This is a genomic window from Halorubrum trapanicum, from assembly GCF_017873555.1.
Taxonomy (GTDB): domain Archaea; phylum Halobacteriota; class Halobacteria; order Halobacteriales; family Haloferacaceae; genus Halorubrum; species Halorubrum trapanicum.
This window is the reverse complement of sequence record NZ_JAGGKE010000001.1, coordinates 301,295-321,215: the sequence shown is the minus strand read 5'-3', so window position 1 is coordinate 321,215 and position 19,921 is coordinate 301,295. Positions and strand designations below refer to the sequence as shown.

The following is a 19,921-nucleotide window of genomic DNA, read 5'->3' as shown; positions in this document are numbered from 1 at the left end:
GCGCCGTCACCGCCCCGGCTTGTACTCGCCGAACTCGTCGCGGAGCACGTCCGATATCTCCTGGACCGTCGCGTACGCCTTCACGGCGTCGACGACGTGGGGTATCACGTTCTCGGTTCCCCGCGCGGCCTCGCGAAGGCCCGCGAGCGCGTCGTCGACCGCGTCGTCGTCGCGGTCGGCCTTCACCTCGTTCAGGCGGTCGCGCTGGTTCTGCTCCTGTTCCGGGTCGACCTCCTCTAAGTCCATCTCCGGCTCCTCGTCGACCTCGAACTCGTTGACGCCGACGATGATCCGCTCGCCCTCCTCGATCTCCTGCTGGCGCTCGAAGGCGACGTCCTGGATCTGCCGCTGGACCCAGCCGCTCTCGACGGCCTCCAGCATGCCGCCGCGGCGGTCGACCTCCTCGATGATCTCGAACGCCCCCTCCTCGATCCCGTCGGTGAGGTCCTCGACGTAGTACGACCCCGCGAGCGGGTCGATCGTGTCCGCGGCGCCCGACTCGTGGGCGAGGATCTGCTGGGTGCGGAGCGCGGTGCGGACGGACTTCTCGGTCGGTAGGGCGAGCGCCTCGTCTTTCCCGTTCGTGTGGAGGCTCTGCGTGCCGCCGAGGACGGCCGCGAGCGCCTGATACGAGACGCGAACGACGTTGTTCTCGATCTGCTGGGCGGTGAGCGTCGAACCGCCGGTCTGCGTGTGGAACTTCAGCTGCTTCGATTTCGGGTTGTCGGCGTCGAACCGCTCCTCCATGATCCGCGCCCACATCCGGCGCGCGGCGCGGAACTTCGCGGCCTCCTCGAAGATGTTGTTGTGGGCGTTGAAGAAGAAGGAGAGCTGCGGGGCGAACTCGTCGACGTCGAGTCCGGCGTCGATCGCGGCCTCGACGTACTCGATGCCGTCGCCGAGGGTGAAGGCGATCTCCTGGGCCGCGGTCGACCCCGCCTCCCGGATGTGGTACCCGGAGATGGAGATGGTGTTGAAGCTGGGGACCTCGGCGGCGCAGAACTCGAAGATGTCCGTGATCAGCCGTATCGACTGCTTCGGCGGGTAGATGTAGAGGTTCCGCGCGATGTACTCCTTCATGATGTCGTTCTGTATCGTCCCGCGGAGCTCCTCCCGCGGGACGCCCTGCTCGTCGCCCATCGCGACGTACATCGCGAGCAGCACCGCCGCGGGGGCGTTGATCGTCATCGAGGTGGACACCTCGTCGAGCGGGATGCCGTCGAAGACGGTCTCGAAGTCGTCGAGCGTGTCGATGGCGACGCCGGAGCGCCCGACCTCGCCCTCGGCCATCGCGGCGTCGGAGTCGTACCCCATCTGCGTCGGGAGGTCGAACGCCATCGACAGCCCCGACGACCCCTCGTCGATGAGGTACTGGAAGCGCTCGTTCGTCTCCGCGGCGGTTCCCATCCCCGCGTACTGGCGCATCGTCCACAGGCGCCCCCGGTGCATCGTCGAGTAGACGCCGCGGGTGTACGGCTCCTCGCCGGGGTAGCCGAGGTCCTCGCGGTAGTCCGTCTCGGCGTCGGCGGGCGTGTACAGCGGGTCGACCTCCTGGCCGCCGGTGTCGGTGGTGAACGTCTCCTCGCGCTCGCCGAACCGGTCGACCGTCTCGCCGTAGGTGCCCGCCTCCCACGACTCCTTGGCCTCCCGGATCGCGGCGAGTTCCTCAGGGTCGTACATTACTGAATCGGTCGACCGAGCGGGACTTAACAGTTTTCAGCCCGCCGGCGACCGTCCCGGCGCGATCCGACGCCACGGGGCCGCCGATCCGATTTAAGTGTCACGCGCTCGACCCGACGACATGGACGTGCTCACAGACCCCGTGCGTCGGTTCCTGACTGCGACGGCACCGGAGCACACGCCGGTTCAGAGGGAGATGGCCGACCTCGCGGACGAGTGGGGGTTCCCGATCATCGGTCCCGAGGCGGGGGCGGTCCTCCGCCTGCTGGCGCGGCTGACGGACGCGGACCGCGTCTTCGAGTTCGGTTCCGGGTTCGGCTACTCCGCTACCTGGTTCCTCCGGGGCGGCGCCGAGCACGTGGTCTGTACCGAGTTCGACGCCGATGAGGCCGAGCGCGGCGCCGCGTTCGCGGCCGACGGCGGCTACGCCGAGAGCGTCACCTTCGAGGTCGGCGACGCGATGGAGACGGTCGACCGCTACGACGGACCCTTCGACGTGGTCCTGATCGACCACCAGAAGGGCCGGTACGCCGACGCTTACTGGACGGCCCTCCCGAAGGTCCGGTCCGGGGGCGTGATCGTCGCCGACAACGTCGCGCGCGGTCCGATCGACTTCCAAGCCCTCGTCGCGCACTTCGAGGCGGGCGAACCGCTCCCGGACGCCGCGGTCGACGAGGAGACGCGCGGCATCGGGGAGTACCTGGGGACCGTCCGCTCGGACGACGCCGTCGAGACCGCGGTCCTCCCCGTCGGCTCCGGGATCGCCGTCTCGACGGTCGTCGGGTGAACTCGAACGAAACGGTTATCCTGTCGGATTAGAAACACCATCACAGATGAGCGGAGGGAACGGAGCCGACGGGACCGACGCCGGACGGGAGCGACCGGTCGTCCGCGTCCTCGTCGTCGACGACGAACCCGAGTTCGCGGACGAGACGGTTTCGGCGCTGGAACGGCGCCGAGATCGGATCGACGCGGCGCCGGTCGAAAGCGCGGCGGCGGCGCTCGACGCGCTGTCGTCGTCCTCGTTCGACTGCGTCGTCTCGGGGTACGAGCTGCCCGAGACCGACGGGATCGAGCTGCTCGAAACCGTCCGCGGGCGACACGGCGACCTCCCCTTCGTGCTGTTCACCGGAGCGGGGTCCGAAGCCGTCGCCAGCGCCGCGGTCTCCGCGGGCGTCGACGAGTACGTCCGCGGGGAGACGCCGGACCGGTACGACCGGCTCGCGGCCGCCGTCGACGACGTCGTCTCCCGCACCCGGAGCGAGCGCCGGGTCGCCGACCACCTCGAACGGATCTCCGACGCGTTCTGCGAGGTCGACGGCGACTGGCGGGTGACGCACCTCAACGACCGCGCGACCGACATGATCGACCTCGACGCCGACGATCTCCTCGGAGAGCGTATCTGGGATCTGTTCCCCGAGACCGTCGGCACGGACGGCGAGGCGACGCTCCGCGAGGCCGCGGCGACCGGCGACCCCGTGCGGTTCGAACAGCACCTCGACCGGCTCGGGGCCGACCTCGCCGTGAACGCGTATCCGACCGGCGACGGTCTCGCGCTGTACTTCCGCGACGTGACCGAACGGCGCGAGCGCGAGCGCGAGCTCCGCGAGCTCTCAGAGCGCCTCCAGCTGGCCGTCGAGGGGGCCGACGTCGGCGTCTGGGACTGGGACGTTCAGACCGACGAGGTCCGGTTCGACGAGCGGTGGGCGGCGATGCTCGGGTACGATCGCGAGGAGATCGGGTTCGACATCTCCTCGTGGGAGGACCGCGTCCACCCGGACGACCTCGGCTCGGCGTGGAGCGCCATCGAGACCCACTTCGCCGGGGAGACCGACCTCTACCAGTGCGATTACCGGATGCGGTCGAAGTCCGGCGAGTGGAAGTGGATCCGCGACCGCGGTCGCGTCGTCGAGCGGACCGACGACGGCGATCCCCGTCGCGCCGTCGGTATCCACATCGACGTCACCGAGGAGAAGGCGCGCGAGCGGGAGCTGGAGCGGTACCGTCGCATCGTCGACGAGCTGCCCGAGTCCGTCTGCGTCTACGACGCTGACGGCCGGTTCGCGCTCGTCAACGACCACGCCGCCGACGTGTACGGCACCGCTCCCGAGGCGCTCGTCGGAGCGGAGAGCTGCCTCGTCGAGCGGATCCGAGCGGAGAGCGACGGCGACCCGTTCGAGGCGCTCGTCGACGGCGACCGCGACTCGCTGACCGGGACGAGGGAGCTCGATCTACCGACGAAGTCGGACGCCATCGTCGATTACGCCCTGACGCGGCTCGTCATCGACGGCGAGTTCGACGGGGTGCTCGGCATCTCGCGGGACGTGACCGACGAGCGGCGGCGACAGCGGCGGCTCGAACACACCTCCGCGCGGCTGGAAGCGCTGTTCGAGCGCTCCCCGGACATGATCGATATCCACGACGAGGCGGGGGAGATCGTCGACGCCAACCGGGCGATGACGAGGGAGCTGGGGTACGACCGAGACGAGGTCGTCGGCATGGACGTGTGGGAGGTCGACGACGAACTCGATCCGGAGGAGGGCGTTCGGCTCTGGGACGGCCTGGAGATGGACGAGACGCTCCGGCTGGAGACGACGTTCGCCCGCGCCGACGGCTCGACGTTCCCCGTCGAGGTCCACGTCAGGCGCATCGACGTTCGCGGCGAGGACCGCTTTCTGGCGAGCAGCCGCGACATCTCCGAGCGCAAGGCGTACGAGCGCCGCATCGAACGCGAGAACGAGCGCCTCGACGAGTTCGCGTCGATCGTCTCACACGACCTCCGGAACCCGCTCAACGTCCTCTCCGGGTACCTCCGGCTCGCCCGCGAGACGGGGACCGACTCGTACTTCGACCGCTGTGAACGCGCGCTCGACGAGATGGAGCGGCTGATCGACGACGTGCTCGCGCTCGCGAAACAGGGCGAGACGGTCGGGTCGTTCGAGCGCGTCCACCTCGGCGAACTGACCGCCGCGTACGGCGACGAGGCGTTCGGCTCGACCGGCGGCGAGGACCCGTTCGGGGGGATCGAGGACGCGGGGGGCGGCGCGGAGGGGACGCCGATCGAGATCGCGGTCGAGACCGACAGCGAAATCTGCGCCGACCCCGGGCGCGTCCGTCAGCTCCTCGGGAACCTGTTCCGGAACAGCGTGGAACACGGCTCCACGGACAGTCGGGCGGAGCCGGACGACGCCGACGAACGCGGCGTCGAGCGTGTCGTCGTGGGCGACCTGCCCGACGGCTTCTACGTCGAGGACGACGGACCGGGGATCGATCCGGACCAGCGCGACAGGGTGTTCGAGAGCGGCTACACCACCTCCGAGACGGGCACCGGCTTCGGTCTCTCGATCGTCCAGCGCATCGCCGAGGCGCACGGCTGGGAGGTCGCGGTCACCGAGGGCGAGCGCGGCGGCGCCCGCTTCGAGTTCACCGGGGTCGACCGGCCGGAGTCGACCGCCGAGGAGGCGGAGTCGACCGCGGGAGAGGTCGAGCCCCGGGACTGAGCGATCGAGCCGCGAACGAAAAGACGGCGGAGCCTGCGGTCCGGCTCAGAACGCGCCGGGGTAGACGCTGATGTCGGCGTGGAGTCCCTCGCGGAGCGCGCTGTGGACGTGACAGATGCCCTCGGCGCGCTCGGCGATGTCGGCGGCGGTCTCGTCGTCGAGGTCGGTCTCGACGTGGACGTCGAACGCGATCGATTCGAGGTCGTCGTCCTCGTCGAGTTCGGCGCTCGCGTCGATCTGGATCTTGCCCAGCTCCTCCTCGCCGCGCTGGCTCCCGCCGACGCGGAACGCCGGGAGGTAACAGGAGGCGTACGTCGCGACGAGCGTCGCGTTCGGGTTCGGTCCCGTCTCGTCGGTCGCGTCGATCTGGAGGTCGAACTCGCCGACCTGGCTGGTGCTGGCGTACCCTTCTTCGGAAACGGTGGACGTCTCGATGTCTGCCATAGTCGAGTGTTCGTTCGGTCTCGCGCGGATAAAGGCTATCGGCATCGGCACGTCGAGGACGTACCGAGCCGCGGCGCGACGGCGCCGGTTCGCGGCCGCCGCCTCAGTCGTCGTCGGACGCGGCCGCCGTCATTCCGGTCGCGCCCCGGAGGTCGGCCTCGATCGCCTCCAAGGTCCGACCGTTGGTCTCGGGGACGGTGCGGTAGGTGAACAGCAGCGCGACGACGCTACAGGCGCCGAACAGCCAGAACGTCAGCGGCGTGCCGATCCCGTCGAGCAGCACGGGGAACGACAGCGTCACCGCGAGGTTCGCGAGCCAGTTGGCGACGGTCACGATCCCCATCGCGCTCCCCCGGACGGCGAGCGGGTAGATCTCGGAGATCAGCAGCCAGAACACCGGCCCGAGTCCGATCGCGAAGGACGCGACGAACGAGATGAGCGTGAGCGTCGCCAGCCACCCCAGCCCGCCGGTCGGGTCGGCGAACTGGAAGACGAGCCCGGCGACGGCCAGCGACCCGATCATCCCGCCGGTCCCGACGAGCAGGAGCGGGCGTCGCCCGACGCGGTCGACGAGGAGGATCGCGACGACCGTCATCACGACGTTGACGGTGCCGATGAACACCGACGCGAGGATCGACTGCGAGCTTCCGAACGCGGTCGACTCCAGGATCGTCGGCGCGTAGTACATCACCGCGTTGATCCCGGTGATCTGCTGGAAGATCGCGAGCCCGAGACCGACGATCAGCGCCGGGCGCATCCACGGACTGAGGAGGTCGCGGACCCCGCTGTCGGACTGGGCCTCGACGGTGGTTTCGATCTCCGACAGCTCCGACTCGATGTCGCCGTCGCGCGTGCGACGGAGGACCGCGCGGGCCTCGTCGGTCCGGCCCTGTTCGTAGAGCCACCGCGGGCTCTCGGGCATCCGGATCATCCCGGCCGCGAGCACGACCGCGGGGATCATCCCCGCGCCGAGCATGATCCGCCACGACCCGGAGCCGGAGAAGGCGTAGTTGACGAAGTACGACGAGAGGATCCCCACGGTGACCATCAGCTGGTTCAGCGACGTGAGGCCGCCGCGGACGGAGGGCGGCGCGATCTCGGAGATGTACAGCGGACCGACGATCGACGCGAACCCGATGGCGATCCCGTCGATCATCCGTCCCGCGACGAGCACCTCGACGGTCGGCGCGACCGCCATGAGGAACGAGCCGAGGAAGAACACCCCGGCGGAGACCAGGATGAATCGCTTGCGACCGATGCGGTCGGATATCTGTCCGCCGACGGCCGCACCGGCGGCCGCGCCGACCATCGCGCCGCTAACGACGATTCCCTCCACCAGGGGACTCAGCTCGAAGGTGGTGTCGATGAAGAGGATAGCTCCCGAGATGATCCCCGTGTCGAACCCGAACAGGAGTCCGTTGAGCGCTGCGAGCGCGGAGACGATGTACACGAACCGTCCGCCGTCCCCCCGGATCACAGCCCGCATATCAGCGGTTGACATGGTGTACCAATTCGGTCCTAACCAACTTTTATTTAGAAGACTTTTGGTTTATTATTAATTTAAATATATCCGATATATTTGTGCTGGCAGCGATATACGAAATCTACACTCAGCTACCTAATATTTATTCAGATTCAAATAGTATTCTACAACCGGTCGCCGGCGGTGTCGCCTCGCCGCGTCGAACGGAGACCGCACGCGGACCTCGCGCTCCGCGATCGCGTCGTCGCCTCGAAAAAAGCGGCCGTCGCCACGCGTCGCGCCGGCCGCGTCGGATCGGACCGGCGTCCGGAGCGTCGCCGCGCTACTCGAGCGTGTACGTCTCGTCGCCGTCGAGGACGACGGGCTCGGCCGCGGCGCCCGCGGCCTTCACCTCGTTGACGAACTCGCGCGTCTCGATCTCGATCGGCCCGAACGAGTCGTAGTGCATCGGGAAGACCACGTCGGCGCCCACCCAGTCGGCGGCGATGCCGGCGCCCGCGGGACCCATCGTGAAGTGGTCGCCGGCGGGCAGCGCGGCCGCGTCCGGTTCGAGGTACGGCGCGATCACGTCGACCATCTCGGACATCAGGCCCGTGTCGCCCGCGTGGTAGAACGTGGTACAGTCCGCGTCCGACTCCTGGGTCGGCTTCTTGTCGCCGATGACAAACCCGGTCGGCATGCCGCCGGAGGTGCCGTAGCCGGTGTCGATGCCGTTCGAGTGGTCCGCGCGGACCATCGTCACCCACGCGTCGCCGACCTCGACGGTACCGCCGATGTTCATCCCGCCGGCCGGGAGCGTGTGTTCGTGGCCGAAGTTCTCCTGAACGTAGCTGGTCAGTTCCGGGGTCGCGACCACGGTGGCCCCCTCGAACCGGTCGGCGTCGGCGATGTGGTCGGTGTGCCCGTGGGTCAGGAGGAGGTAGTCGGGGTCCAGCTCCTCGGGGTCGACGTCGGTCTTCGGGTTGTCGAAGAACGGGTCGATGAGCAGCTCCGTGTCCTCGACGACGACGTGCCACGTGGAGTGGCCGTGCCAGGTGAGTTCCATGGTTCGTTCGGTACATCTCGGCGAGCGGTAATAAAACTCGACGCCGCGGAATCCGTCGCCCGGCGGCGAAAGCAATTAACCGGGACGAGCGCGAACCCTCGGGCGAATGCCCTCCGAGACCAGCGACCCGGACGGTCCCTCCGCCGCGTGTCCGGCCTGCGGTGAGGCGGTGCCCGCCGGGGCGAGCTTCTGTCCCGACTGCGGCGCCGACCTCGGCGACCCCGCCGACCCCGCGTACTGCGCCGAGTGCGGCGAGGCGTTCGACGACGACGACCGCTTCTGCTCGAACTGCGGCGCGTCGCGGTCGGGCGGCGGGTCGACCGCGGTCGCGTCCGACCCGTCGACCGACGCATCGCAGCGGTCCAGCGGCGCGGACTCGTCCCCGTCGCGTTCGCCGTCGTCTCCGGGAGAGAGTCTGCGCTCCTTTCGCCGCCGGGTACAGGACCACCTCGACGCCGGGTGGGAGATCGAGCGGGACGACGGCGACCGCGTCGTCCTCGTCGACAGGGGGATCGGTTCCGTCGGGATCCACGTCCTCCTGTTCGTCTTCACCAGCGGGATCGGGAACCTGCTGTACGGCTGGTGGCACTACTCCAAGCTGGCGGAGCGCCGCCGGCTCGTTCGCGGCGACGGGACGCCCGCGCGCTCTACCACCGGCCGCGAGGGCGAGACGCGGGTGGAGACCGTCTCCGCGTACATGATAACCGCGTTGCTGCTGCTGATCGGTGGCCTGATCACGTTCCTCGCGGCGACGAGTAGTTCCCCGCCCGCCGCGCTGATCGGACTCGCGTTCGCCGGACTCGGACTCGGCGTGGCCCCGCCGGTGCGCCGACGGCTCGACCGTCGCCACGGGGTCACGAAGTTCGGCCGGCAGAAGACGGTCGACCATCGGGTCGTTCGCCCGCCGGAGTCCGTCGACGAGACCTGCGTCGTCTGCGGCGAGGAGTTCGAGCGCGGCCTCGTCAGGCGGCGCCGAGACGAGACGGTCGTCGCCGGCGTTCCGGTCCGCACCCACTCGATGCGCCACAACCACTACTGCGCCGACTGCGCGCGGTCCGAGGTGTTCGGCGACCGCGTCGGCGCGCCGTCGCTCGACGACCTCGCGGACGACGGAGATTCGGGCGCAGTCGACGACGGAGATTCGGGCGCAGTCGACGACGGAGATTCGGGCGCAGTCGACGACGATGTCGCGGACAGTTCGGCCCGGGAACCGACGGGTGATCCGTCGGAGGGGGAGACCGACTCGGTCCGCGAGGCGACCGACTCGGCCGAGTGATCGGCGGGGGCAGGACCGTCATCGTCGTCGATTGCCTCTCCGGGAACCCTTTTCGGGCGGCCGCCCGATCGCACTCGTATGTACCGCGCACGGTTCCGCGACCCGGCCGGATCGATCCGCGAGGGCGAGTACGACCCGGCGACCGACACGGTCGCCTTCGGCGGCGACGAGTACGCGTTCTCCGACCCCGCGATCGACGTGCTCGCGCCGACCGACCCCTCGAAGATCGTCTGTATCGGACGCAACTACGCCGACCACGCAGCCGAACTCGGCAACGACGTGCCCGACCGCCCGCTGCTCTTCCTGAAGCCGCCGAACGCGGTGGCGAGCCACGGCGACACCGTGACCGTCCCCGCCGGCAAAGACCGGATCGACTGGGAGGCGGAGTTCGCGGTGGTGATCGGCGAGCAGTGCAAGGCGGTCGACGCCGAAGACGCGATGGACGTCGTCGCGGGGTTCACCTGTATGAACGACGTGTCGAACCGCGACGACCAGAACCGCGAGCAGAACTGGGTGCGCGGGAAGGCGTTCGACGGCGCCGCGCCGTTGGGTCCGGTCCTCGCGACGCCCGACGAGGTGCCCGACGACGCGAGCGTCGAGCTCCGCGTCAACGGCGAGACGAAGCAGTCGAGCGACCGCGAGCACATGATATTCGACGTGCCGACGCTGATCGAGGAGATCACGACGTACCTCACGCTCGAACCCGGCGACGTCATCGCGACGGGCACCCCCGAGGGCGTCGGCGCGCTCTCCGACGGCGACACCGTCGAGGTGGAGGTCGAGGGCGTCGGCACCCTCGAACACGACGTGCGCGTGCCCTGAGCCACGCGACGAGCGACGCCGGTCCCGACCGCGGCGCGGGAGAAGGCCGACCCGGTCGCCCGCCAAGACCACGCTTAAGCCCGCCGGCCACCGACTCCCGGGCATGCGACCACGGGATCTCTCCGATCACTCGCCGTACGTGCCCGGGCGGGGCGTCGAGGAGGTCGCCCGCGAACGCGGGCTCGACCCCGACGACCTCATCAAGCTCTCCTCGAACGAGAACCCGCACGGCCCGAGTCCGGCGGCGGTCGAGGCGATCCGCGAGCACGCCGACCGGGTGAACCAGTACCCGAAGTCCTCGCACACGGACCTCACCGCGAGGCTCGCCGAGAAGTGGGGGGTCGACGACGAGCAGGTGTGGGTGTCGCCGGGCGCGGACGGCTCGATCGACTACCTCTCGCGCGCCGCCTTGGAGCCGGGGGACGAGGTGCTGGTGCCGAGTCCCGGCTTCGCCTACTACGCGATGTCGTCGCGGTACCACCACGGCGAGGTGACCGAGTACGAGCTCTCGCCCGCCGACGGGTTCGCGCAGGACGCGGAGACGGTGCTGAGCGCGTACGGCGGCGAGCGGATCGTCTACGTCACCTCGCCGCACAACCCCTCCGGCTCCACGATGCCGCTCGACGAGGTCGAGGCGATCGCGGACGCGACCGCCGAGGAGACGCTCGTCGTCGTCGACGAGGCGTACGGGGAGTTCGCCGACGTCGACAGCGCGATCCCGCTCGTCGACGAGCGTGACGACGTGGCGGTGCTTCGCACCTTCTCGAAGGCGTACGGTCTCGCCGGACTCCGGATCGGTTACAGCGTCGTCCCCGAGGCGTGGGGCGAGGCGTACGCCCGCGTCAACACGCCGTTCGCCGCGAACGAGTTGGCCTGCCGCGCCGCGCTCGCCGCGCTCGACGACGACGAACACGTCGAGGAGTCGGTCGTGACCGCGCGCTGGGCGCGCGAGTACATCGCCGACGAGCTGGACGCGCCGACCGTCGACTCCGCGGGCAACTTCGTCCTCGCCGCGGTCGGCGACGGCGAGCGCGTCGCCGAGGCGGCCCAAGAGCGCGGCGTGATCGTCCGCGACTGCACCTCGTTCGGACTCCCGGAGCACGTCCGGATCTCGACGGGCACCCGCGAGGAGACCCGGGAGGCGGTCGCCCTGCTCAACGAGGCGCTGGCGGACCTCGAACTCGGTGTCAGCGCGTGAGCGACCGTTCTGACTCCGCCGATAGCCCCGACCGCGGCCGCGCCGACCGCGTCGCGGTCACGGGCACTCCCGGCACGGGGAAGTCGACCGCGACGGCCCTGCTCGAAGACGAGTACGACGTGATCCACCTCAACGACCGGATCAAGTCGGACGACGACCTCTGGACCGAGCGCGACGCCGACCGCGACACGCTCGTCGCCGACCTCGACGCGGTCCGCGAGGAGCTCGGCGACTGGTCCGGCGTCCTCGACTCGCACCTCTCGCACCGGTTCGACGTCGACCGCGTCGTCGTGCTGCGCTGTCACCCGGAAAAGATCGAATCCCGACTCCGCGAGCGCGGTGAATCTGACGCGACCGCCGCGGAAAACGCCGAGAGCGAGGCGCTCGACGTGATCCTCTCGGAGGCGGTCGCCGAACACGGCGCCGAGCACGTCTACGAGGTCGACGCCACCGACAGCGACCCCGAGGAAGTCGCCGAGGCGATCCGCACGGCGATAGACGGGGAGCGAGAGCCGAGCGCGGGCACCGTGAACTTCATCGATTATATATGAGCCGGCCGCGAGCGTCGGAACGTTAGATGACCCTCGACCAGTACCGCTCCGTGGCGGACCGCCTGCTCGGCCCGTGGGTGTCGGCGGCCGACAGGCTCGGTCTCTCGCCGGACCAGGTGAGCGTGATAGCGTTCCTCGTCGCGGTCGCGGCCGCCGCCGCCTTCGCCGTCGGGTCGGCCACCCTCTACGCGGCCGGCGCGCTGCTCGTCCTGCTCAACGGCTGGCTCGACGTCGTCGACGGCGCGCTCGCTCGCCACCAGGGGGTCGCCTCCGACGGCGGCGACTTCCTCGACCACGTCCTCGACCGCTACGCCGACGTGGCTATCATCGCGGGGTTCACCGCGGGAGTCGAGGCGTACGCGCTCGGCTTCGCCGCCGTCACGGGCGTCCTCCTCACCTCCTACCTCGGCACGCAGATCCAGGCGGTCGGCATCGGCCGCGAGTACGGCGGCCTCCTCGGCCGGGCGGACCGCCTCGCGCTGGCGGGGACCGTCGGCGTCGTCGCCGCGGTGTACCCGTCGCCGATCGCCGCCGGGCTGAACGTCGTCGGTCTCCTGCTGGCGCTGTTCGCCGTCGTCGGCCACCTGACCGCGGTCCAGCGGTTCCTCGGCGCGTGGCGGGACCTGTAGGCGGTTCGAGAGTCCCGGAATCTGAACGCGGAGCCGAACACCTTCGGGCGAGAGACCATCCCCCTCTGGGCGCGTCCTCGATCCGAGAGATGGCCACCGAAATCGACCTGCGAGACCGGCCGGACGAGGAGGGCCGAGAACGGCTCCGCGACGCGCTCGACGCGACCGAGACGGGGGAGGAGCTTCGTATCGTCGCCGACCGCGACGTCGACGTCGACCTGATCCGGTATCAGATCGACCGCGGCCGCGACGTCGAGTGGGAGTACGAGCAGCCCGACGCGGAGCCGCGCGAGGTCCGCGCGGTCGACCGCGGCGAACTCGACGGCGGGGCGCTGGGGACCGCCGACGTGCGCGAACTGCTACCGCAGCGCCGACACGAGGTGCTGCTCGCGGCCTTCGACGGCCTCGACCCGGACGAGGGGTTCGTGCTGGTGAACGACCACGACCCGAAGCCGCTGTACTACGAGCTTCAGTCGACCTACGGCGACGTCGTCGGGTGGGAGTACGCGAGCCGCGAGTCCGGCGAGTGGCGGGTCGAGATCCGGAAGACCGCCGAGTCGACGGCCGCCGAGTCGGAGGCGTTCACGCGGTACGACGTCCGCGAGATCCCGAAGCCGGACCGCCACGAGACGATCCACCACCGATACGGGATGATCCCCGACGGCGAGACGATGGAGATAATCGCGCCCCACGAGCCGCGGCCGCTCCACGGGGAGTTCCGCGAGCGCTACGGCGACGCGTTCCGCTGGGAGGTAGTCGAGACGGAACCCGGTCGGTGTCGCGTCCGGATCACGAAGACCGAGGGGTCCGCCGCCGCGAGCGACGAGGGAGGCTCCGAATCCGCGGCGGACGACGGGACGGCGGCGGGAGGAAGCGAGGGAGGTGCGGGCGCAGGCGGCGAGCCGCCCGAGGTCGCCCGGGAACTGGACGTGCGCGACCTGCCGCCGGCGCAGCGTCACGAGGAGATATTCGACGCGTACGCGGCCCTCGACGACGGTGACGGCTTCGTGCTGGTGAACGACCACGACCCGAAACCGCTGTACCACCAGTTCGAGACCGAGGCCGGTCCCGAGTTCCATTGGGAGTACCGCAAGCAGGAGCCGGGCGAGTTCCGCGTGTTGATCGGGAAGAGCGAAGCGGGCGCCGAGGGGCAGTCCGTCTCGGAGGAGACGAGCGCCCCGTTCTGACCGGCCCTCCGATCCCGCTCAGAACGGCGCGTCGGTCGAGCGGCTCCGCGCGCTCGCCTCCCCCGTTCCCCCCGTCGGATTCGGTCCGACACCGGCGCCGTCGTCCGACTCGGACTCCACGTCGCCCGTTTCGAGGTACGCCTCCTCGAGCTCTACGAGCCGGTCGTTCACCGCCTCGCTCTGGTTGTGCATCGGGGCCGCGCGGACCCGGACGAGGTCGTACTCGTGGCGTTCGGCGAGCCCGTTCCACGCGCGGAACGATCCGATCGTCAGCGTGTGCGTCTGCGGGCAGAACGGCGTCGTCGGCGTGAACTCCGCGCGGAGGACGCGGCCGAGGTCCCCTTCCTCGGGACCGTCGTCTCCGACGGCGTCTCCGTCGACGTCGGCGGGACCGACGGCGTCCGCGGGGTCGCCGCGCTCGACGGCGTAGCGGAACCCGGCGTTCCCGTGGCGCGTGTCGAGGTTCAGCCGCGCGAGGTTGTAGTTGAACGTCATGTCGTACACCTTCCGCTCCTCGAAGCAGTCGCGGGTGAGCCGGTGGAACGCGAGGTGGTCGGCGCCGTCGAGCACGTCGTGACCGTCGAGGAACTCCCCCGGCCGCGGGAGGTCGGCGGCGACGAACTCGTCGTACCCGTCGAACAGGTCGTCGTCGTCGGACCCGAAGGGAGACGGAAAGCTGGGCATACTCGACCATCGTCTCCCGCCGGGGTACCCCTGACCCCGCAGATGTTCGGGCCGGCCCGACTCTCGTCTCGGCGCACGCCGCGAACATCACCGCCGAGACGAGGGAACGATTTAAAAGCGTCCGGTCGGAACGGGAGGTATGCCCACTTTCGAGCTGAACCTCTCGGACGACGTGTACGCGGAGTTTCAGCAGCTGGCGGAACAGGAGTTCGTCTCGGAGGAGCAGGCCGCCGAGGACCTCATCGCCTCCGGCATCGAGGCGTACAACGTGAGCGTCGTCGACGACGAGCGCCGCGACGAGATGCTCGACGGCGCCGAGAACAACATGTTCGACACCGCCGAAGACCCGGGAAGCCTCGAAGACGACCGGCTCTGAGGCGCCACACCCCTCGTTCTGCCGTTTTCCCGGTTCAGTACCCCAGACCCAGCAGGCGGTTCGCCGACAGCGTCGCCAGCCCGAGCGCCATCACGCAGGCGAGCAGCCCGAACGCGACTGCCCAGCCCGCGGCGTCCGAGACGGTACCGACGACGACGCTACCCGAGGCGCCCGTGACCATGTACGCCGTCCGGACGAGTCCGAAGCCGGCGCCGCGCTCCGCGTCGGACAGGAGATCCATGAACCGCGACTGGACCGGCGCGCCCCACGACATCGCGAGCCCGACGAGAGCGACGCCCGGAACCACCGCGAGGAGTCCCAGGTCGAGCGTCGCGGCCGCGACGAGCGTCCCGTAGCCGACGACGCCGGCGGCCATCGTCACCATCGCGGTGGCGTCGCGGCCGATCCGGTCGGACACCGACCCGGTCACCGGCTGGGTACCGCCGTGGACGAGGAAGTACACCGAAAACAGGAGCGCCGACAGCGCGCTCGACAGGCCGGTTCCGACCTCCAGGAACGTCGGAAGGAAGGAGGCGGTCGCCTGCCACGTGAACGCGCCCATCGTCGCCAGCGCGGTCGTGTAGAGGATCCGCGGCCGCGAGAGCAGTTCGACGAGCGGCCCGAGCGCGAACCGCTCGCCCATCGGCTGGTCCGGGCGGAGGGGTTCGGTCGGTCGGACCCGCCACGCGAACAGGAGGAACACGGGGACCGCGACGGCCGCCCCGAGGAGGACGCCGGCGCGCCAGCCGTACCGCGACCCGACCAAGGCGGCGGCCGGCGGCGCCGCCAGTCCCGCGAGCGGTCCGCCAGCAACGTGGACACCGACCGCCCGGCCGGTGTCGTCGAACTGCCGCGTGAGGAACGTCGTCGCGACCGAGTAGTGGAGGCCCGCGCCGACGCCGAGCGCGGCCGCGAACAGCGCGAACGCGACCATCGACGGCGACGCGGCGAGGAGCACCGACGCGACCGCGGTGGCGCCGACCGCGGTGAGGATCACGCGGCGCTCGCCGTAGCGGTCGCCGAGGACGCCGGAGGGGAACTGCGCCAGCGCGTACGTGAGCCACATCCCGCTGAGCGCCAGCCCGACGGTCCCGTTGGTCACGTCGAACTGCGTCGTGATCTCCGGGACGAGCGGGCTGACGACCAGCCGCGCCACCATCGTCCCCGTGAACGCGAGCGTACAGAGCGCGAGCGCCGTGTGTTCGTACCGCCAGTTCACGGTCGTCGTTGCCGACACGGGTCAAAGCGGCTTCCGATCGCGGTCAGACGGGCCGGGGCCTCGCCCGGTCAGAGGGCCCGAAGATTCACTCGGCCGCGAACCGGATCGGGTAGTCGGTGAGGTTCTCGTGGCCGTCCTCGGTGACGACGACGAGGTCCTCGATCCGGACGCCGCCGACCTCGGGGTCGTAGAGTCCCGGCTCCACGGTGATCACGTGGCCCGGCTCCAGCGCCTCGCCCCCGTTCGCGAGCCGCGGCGACTCGTGGACGTCGAGACCGATGCCGTGGCCGGTCGAGTGGATGAACCCGGTCTCCGTCTCGGGGTCGGTTCGGAAGGTGGGTTCGCCCGCCTCCTCGTACACCTCGCAGGCGGCGGCGTGGACGTCCTCGCCGGTGGCGCCCGGCTCGACCGCGTCGAGCGCGGCGTCCAGCGCGCGCCCGGTGAGTTCGTACCACTCGCGGAGCGCCTCGCTCGGCTCGCCGACGCAGAACGTCCGCGTCATGTCGGCGTTGTACTTCGTCGCCTTCGAGCGCGGGAAGATGTCGACGATGATCGCCTCGTTCGCTCGCAGCGGCCCCGACCCGCGGTCGTGCGGGTCCGCGGCCTGCGCGCCGCCGGCGACGATCGTCTCGTCGAGCGCGCAGCCGTGTCGCAGGAGAGTCACCTCGATCTCCTCCGCCACGCGCTCGCTGGTGAGCGGCTCGCCCTCGTGGAGCAGGACGCCCGGCTCCGCGTCGCCGACCTCGGCGTCCTCGCCCGCCACGTCGGCGCCGGCGATCAGCTCCTCGGCGGCCCGCATCGCCGCCTCGTTCGCCCGCTGGGCCTCGCGGATCGCGTCGATCTCCTCGTCGGTCTTCACCGCGCGGACCTCTCGGAGTCGGTCGTCGGTGTCGACCGCGACGTCGATGCCGCGGTCGCGGAGGGCGTCCGCGGTGCCGACCGGGCCGCGCGGCGGCATCGAGACGGAGTCGACCCCCTTGTCGCGGACGAACTCCGCGTACATGTCGTTGCGGGCCTCGCGGCCGCCGTACTCGTAGCCGTAGTCGGCGTGACGCTCGACGGTGTCGGCCGTCGCCTCCGCCGTCGCGCGGCCGTACTCCAGCCCGCTGACGAGGACGTGGACCTCGCCGTCGGCGTACAGCGTGAGGAACGGGTCGGGACCGGTGAACCCGGAGAGGTACAGCTGGTTGGCGTCCTCCTGCGAGGCGTCGATCAGGTAGCCGTCCGCCTCGAGGTCGGCGAGTCGGTCGTCGAGCCGCGGTCGGTTCATACCACTCCCTGTTCGGCCGACGCTCAAAGCGGTTGTCCTCGCGGAACCGCGAGCGACCCTGAGCGCCGCGACAGCTCGCGAAACGCCTATATACTACGTCCCCGCTCAGATCGCGTCAGTTTCGCACTCCTCGGTGCTCCGCTCGGCACATCGGCAATTCCGAATTGTACAGGGTTGTACACGCCGTTTTCGGCCGTGTCTCTGAGTCACCAGACACGAAAACGTTTAAGTATTTGGGTCACTTACCTAAGGGTGAGGAAAACACCGAGAATCGTCTCTCGGTTTCGTTGTTCCCTCCACGTACCAAACCAATGAGCGAGAACCTTCGAACGTACACGACAGAGACCGTCGACGACGAGAGCGAGACCGAGTCGGAAAGCGAGGAGGAGGAGCTGCGGTGCCCGGAGTGCGGCGGGCAGTTAGCGACTGACACGGAGCACGGCGAGACCGTCTGCGTCGACTGCGGACTCGTCGTCGAGGAGGACGAGATCGACCGCGGGCCGGAGTGGCGCGCGTTCGACTCCAAGGAGAAGGACAGCAAGTCTCGGGTCGGCGCCCCGACGACGAACATGATGCACGACAAGGGGCTGTCGACCAACATCGGCTGGCAGGACAAAGACGCCTACGGCAAGTCGCTGTCCAGCCGCCAGCGCGAGAAGATGCAGCGGCTGCGCACCTGGAACGAGCGGTTCCGTACCCGCGACTCCAAGGAGCGCAACCTCAAGCAGGCGCTCGGCGAAATCGACCGCATGGCCAGCGCCCTCGGACTCCCCGACAACGTCCGCGAGACCGCCTCCGTCATCTACCGCCGCGCGCTCGACGAGGACCTCCTGCCCGGTCGCTCCATCGAGGGCGTCTCGACGTCGTCGCTGTACGCCGCGGCCCGGCAGGCGGGGACGCCGCGCAGCCTCGACGAGATCGCTGCCGTCTCTCGGGTCGAGAAGGACGAGATCGCGCGGACGTACCGCTACGTCGTCCGCGAGCTGAAGCTGGAGATCCAGCCCGCCGACCCCGAGAGCTACGTCCCGCGGTTCGCCTCCGACCTCGGCCTCTCCGACGAGGCCGAGCGGCGCGCCCGCAGCCTCCTCGACACGGCGAAAGAGCAGGGGATCCACTCCGGGAAGTCGCCGGTCGGGCTCGCCGCGGCCGCCGTCTACGCCGCCTCGCTGCTCGTCAACGAGAAGGTGACCCAGAGCGAGGTCAGCGAGGTCGCGAACATCAGCGAGGTCACCATCCGGAACCGGTACCACGAGCTCCTCGAGGCCGAGGACTCGGTCGCGCTGAACTGACGCGCCCTCGGCTTCCGGGCGTCGTGACGTTCGGAGTCCGTTCCGTTTTCAATCGCCCGTTTCGCCGTCGTCGCCCTCGCCGTCCCAGTAGTCCACGTCGTCGCCGATCCGGTAGTACCCCGACAGCGACCGCTCCCCGCGGCCGCCCGGCGGCGAACCGACGTACACGCCGAACTTCCCCGAGTCCGGGTACACGGTCACGTCCGGCTCGTGCATCGTCGAGACGACGAGGTACCGAAGCGGCTCGTCGCCGTCGTTGACCACGCGGTGCGCGCCCGTCTCGTCGGCGGGGAACGCGGCGTACTCTCCGGGGCGAAGCGGATACGTCTCCCCGTCGAGCCGGAGAGTTCCCTCGCCCGCGAGGACGTACAGGGCCTCCTCGTTGGCCGTGTGATGATGGTACGGCCACGAGCGTTCCCCCGCCGGAAGCTCGTAGAGGCTACACCCCAAGTCCTCGCTCCCAGCGGCCGCGCCCAACTGCTTCCGTCGCCAGTCGGCGGCCGCGGCGTCCGGCGTCGTCCACGACATGTCGTCCGCGTTGATCGGTGGCATACCCTTCGGTCACACAGGTCCGCCAAAGGCGTTCGGGCGGGAAGTCGAGGGTCGTTCCGGCGGCGGCGCGAGCCGAAACCGCGAAGGCGGCGCGTCGCCACCCGCGGACATGGAGACGACGCGCCACTTCACGGCGACGACGTACATCGTCAACGACGGGGCGACCGCGCTTCACGAGCACGAGCGGCTCGGGATCAGGCTGCCGCCCGGCGGCCACGTCGACCGCGACGAACTCCCCCACGAGGCGGCGCGCCGCGAGGTCCGCGAGGAGACGGGGTTAACTCCGGAGCTGGTCGCCGCGGAGTCACAGATCGCGGGACCGAACACCCGCGGACTTCCGGAGCCGGCCCACCTCATGCTCCACGACATCAACGTCCACGAGGACGGGTCGGTGGGCCACCAACACGTCGATCACCTCTACTACGCGCGGGTCGATTCCCGCGAGATCGCCCCCGACGGCGACGACGAGGTCGACCCGGAGCGCTGGCGGTGGTACACGTCGTCCGAACTCGCTGCGAGCGACCTGCCGCAAGACGTCGTCGACCTCGGTCGAGAGGCGATCGCCGCCGTCGTGGAGCGCTGAGCGGTCCGGGTGGTCGGGGGCTTCGGTCCCGGGCCGTCGGGAGCGTCTCCCGGCCGCGGCACCGCCGTCGTCGGGTTCGAATCCGCGGATCCCGGCGTCAGACGGCCGTCTCACGCTCCGGAAGGTATTTGGG

19 protein-coding genes are annotated in these 19,921 nt (G+C 69.9%); 11 read left to right on the top strand and 8 right to left on the bottom strand.

The window, feature by feature from the left end; translation table 11 throughout:
- Positions 1-6: 6 nt before the first annotated feature.
- On the bottom strand, positions 7-1,680 hold the full coding sequence (locus tag J2744_RS01570) for an acyl-CoA mutase large subunit family protein (RefSeq protein WP_209543555.1): 1,674 nt from the start codon (positions 1,678-1,680) through the stop codon (positions 7-9).
- Positions 1,681-1,801: 121 nt separating this feature from the next.
- Here J2744_RS01570 and J2744_RS01565 point away from each other — a divergent pair, with 121 nt between their 5' ends.
- Positions 1,802-2,467: an O-methyltransferase gene (locus J2744_RS01565; protein ID WP_209543554.1), complete on the top strand. Its 666-nt coding sequence runs from the start codon at positions 1,802-1,804 to the stop codon at positions 2,465-2,467.
- A gap of 46 nt (positions 2,468-2,513) precedes the next feature.
- Complete coding sequence (locus J2744_RS01560; protein WP_209543552.1) at positions 2,514-5,180, top strand: PAS domain S-box protein; 2,667 nt, start codon at positions 2,514-2,516, stop codon at positions 5,178-5,180.
- 45 nt (positions 5,181-5,225) lie between these two features.
- On the opposite strand, the gene J2744_RS01555 is transcribed toward J2744_RS01560, so the two are convergent.
- The 3 genes from J2744_RS01555 to J2744_RS01545 all read right to left on the bottom strand — a co-directional run bounded on the left by J2744_RS01555 (position 5,226) and on the right by J2744_RS01545 (position 8,152).
- The gene (locus tag J2744_RS01555; RefSeq protein ID WP_209543550.1) at positions 5,226-5,624 is read right to left on the bottom strand and encodes an OsmC family protein; all 399 of its coding nucleotides are present in this window, start codon (positions 5,622-5,624) and stop codon (positions 5,226-5,228) included.
- 103 nt (positions 5,625-5,727) lie between these two features.
- Entirely contained in the window at positions 5,728-7,125 is a 1,398-nt protein-coding gene (locus tag J2744_RS01550; RefSeq protein ID WP_343770684.1) for a sugar porter family MFS transporter, read from the bottom strand.
- 304 nt (positions 7,126-7,429) lie between these two features.
- On the bottom strand, positions 7,430-8,152 hold the full coding sequence (locus tag J2744_RS01545; protein WP_209543548.1) for a metal-dependent hydrolase: 723 nt from the start codon (positions 8,150-8,152) through the stop codon (positions 7,430-7,432).
- 106 nt (positions 8,153-8,258) lie between these two features.
- On the opposite strand from J2744_RS01545, the gene J2744_RS01540 reads away from it, so the two are divergent.
- The 6 genes from J2744_RS01540 (at position 8,259) to J2744_RS01515 (ending at position 13,815) form a co-directional block, all read left to right on the top strand.
- On the top strand, positions 8,259-9,428 hold the full coding sequence (locus tag J2744_RS01540) for a zinc ribbon domain-containing protein (protein ID WP_209543546.1): 1,170 nt from the start codon (positions 8,259-8,261) through the stop codon (positions 9,426-9,428).
- A 78-nt stretch (positions 9,429-9,506) separates the two neighbouring features.
- Entirely contained in the window at positions 9,507-10,250 is a 744-nt protein-coding gene (locus tag J2744_RS01535; protein ID WP_209543544.1) for a fumarylacetoacetate hydrolase family protein, read from the top strand.
- A 103-nt stretch (positions 10,251-10,353) separates the two neighbouring features.
- On the top strand, positions 10,354-11,448 hold the full coding sequence (hisC, locus tag J2744_RS01530; protein ID WP_209543542.1) for a histidinol-phosphate transaminase: 1,095 nt from the start codon (positions 10,354-10,356) through the stop codon (positions 11,446-11,448).
- Positions 11,445-11,999 (top strand): adenylate kinase family protein, encoded by a 555-nt coding sequence (locus J2744_RS01525; RefSeq protein ID WP_209543540.1) that lies wholly within the window; start codon positions 11,445-11,447, stop codon positions 11,997-11,999. The genes hisC and J2744_RS01525 overlap by 4 nt, the downstream gene beginning before the upstream one ends.
- 26 nt (positions 12,000-12,025) lie before the next feature.
- Positions 12,026-12,628, top strand: coding sequence for a CDP-alcohol phosphatidyltransferase family protein (locus tag J2744_RS01520; RefSeq protein WP_209543536.1), 603 nt, complete (start codon positions 12,026-12,028; stop codon positions 12,626-12,628).
- 89 nt (positions 12,629-12,717) lie between these two features.
- Complete coding sequence (locus J2744_RS01515) at positions 12,718-13,815, top strand: DUF2249 domain-containing protein (RefSeq protein WP_209543534.1); 1,098 nt, start codon at positions 12,718-12,720, stop codon at positions 13,813-13,815.
- A gap of 18 nt (positions 13,816-13,833) precedes the next feature.
- Here J2744_RS01515 and J2744_RS01510 read toward each other — a convergent pair whose 3' ends face one another.
- Positions 13,834-14,499: a hypothetical protein gene (locus J2744_RS01510; RefSeq protein WP_209543532.1), complete on the bottom strand. Its 666-nt coding sequence runs from the start codon at positions 14,497-14,499 to the stop codon at positions 13,834-13,836.
- Positions 14,500-14,638: 139 nt separating this feature from the next.
- Between J2744_RS01510 and J2744_RS01505 the strand changes: the two genes are divergently transcribed.
- Positions 14,639-14,875 carry a hypothetical protein gene (locus tag J2744_RS01505; RefSeq protein WP_006628286.1) on the top strand — a complete coding sequence of 79 codons (237 nt, stop codon included), beginning with the start codon at positions 14,639-14,641 and terminating at the stop codon, positions 14,873-14,875.
- A gap of 34 nt (positions 14,876-14,909) precedes the next feature.
- On the opposite strand, the gene J2744_RS01500 is transcribed toward J2744_RS01505, so the two are convergent.
- Positions 14,910-16,094, bottom strand: a complete 1,185-nt coding sequence (locus J2744_RS01500) for an MFS transporter (RefSeq protein WP_209544001.1) — start codon at positions 16,092-16,094, stop codon at positions 14,910-14,912.
- An 85-nt stretch (positions 16,095-16,179) separates the two neighbouring features.
- Entirely contained in the window at positions 16,180-17,364 is a 1,185-nt protein-coding gene (locus J2744_RS01495; protein WP_209543530.1) for a M24 family metallopeptidase, read from the bottom strand.
- 311 nt (positions 17,365-17,675) lie between these two features.
- Between J2744_RS01495 and J2744_RS01490 the strand changes: the two genes are divergently transcribed.
- Positions 17,676-18,653, top strand: coding sequence for a transcription initiation factor IIB (locus tag J2744_RS01490; RefSeq protein ID WP_209543528.1), 978 nt, complete (start codon positions 17,676-17,678; stop codon positions 18,651-18,653).
- A 48-nt stretch (positions 18,654-18,701) separates the two neighbouring features.
- On the opposite strand, the gene J2744_RS01485 is transcribed toward J2744_RS01490, so the two are convergent.
- Complete coding sequence (locus J2744_RS01485; RefSeq protein ID WP_209543526.1) at positions 18,702-19,205, bottom strand: cupin domain-containing protein; 504 nt, start codon at positions 19,203-19,205, stop codon at positions 18,702-18,704.
- A 109-nt stretch (positions 19,206-19,314) separates the two neighbouring features.
- On the opposite strand from J2744_RS01485, the gene J2744_RS01480 reads away from it, so the two are divergent.
- The gene (locus J2744_RS01480) at positions 19,315-19,788 is read left to right on the top strand and encodes an NUDIX hydrolase (protein ID WP_209543524.1); all 474 of its coding nucleotides are present in this window, start codon (positions 19,315-19,317) and stop codon (positions 19,786-19,788) included.
- Positions 19,789-19,921: the final 133 nt, after the last annotated feature.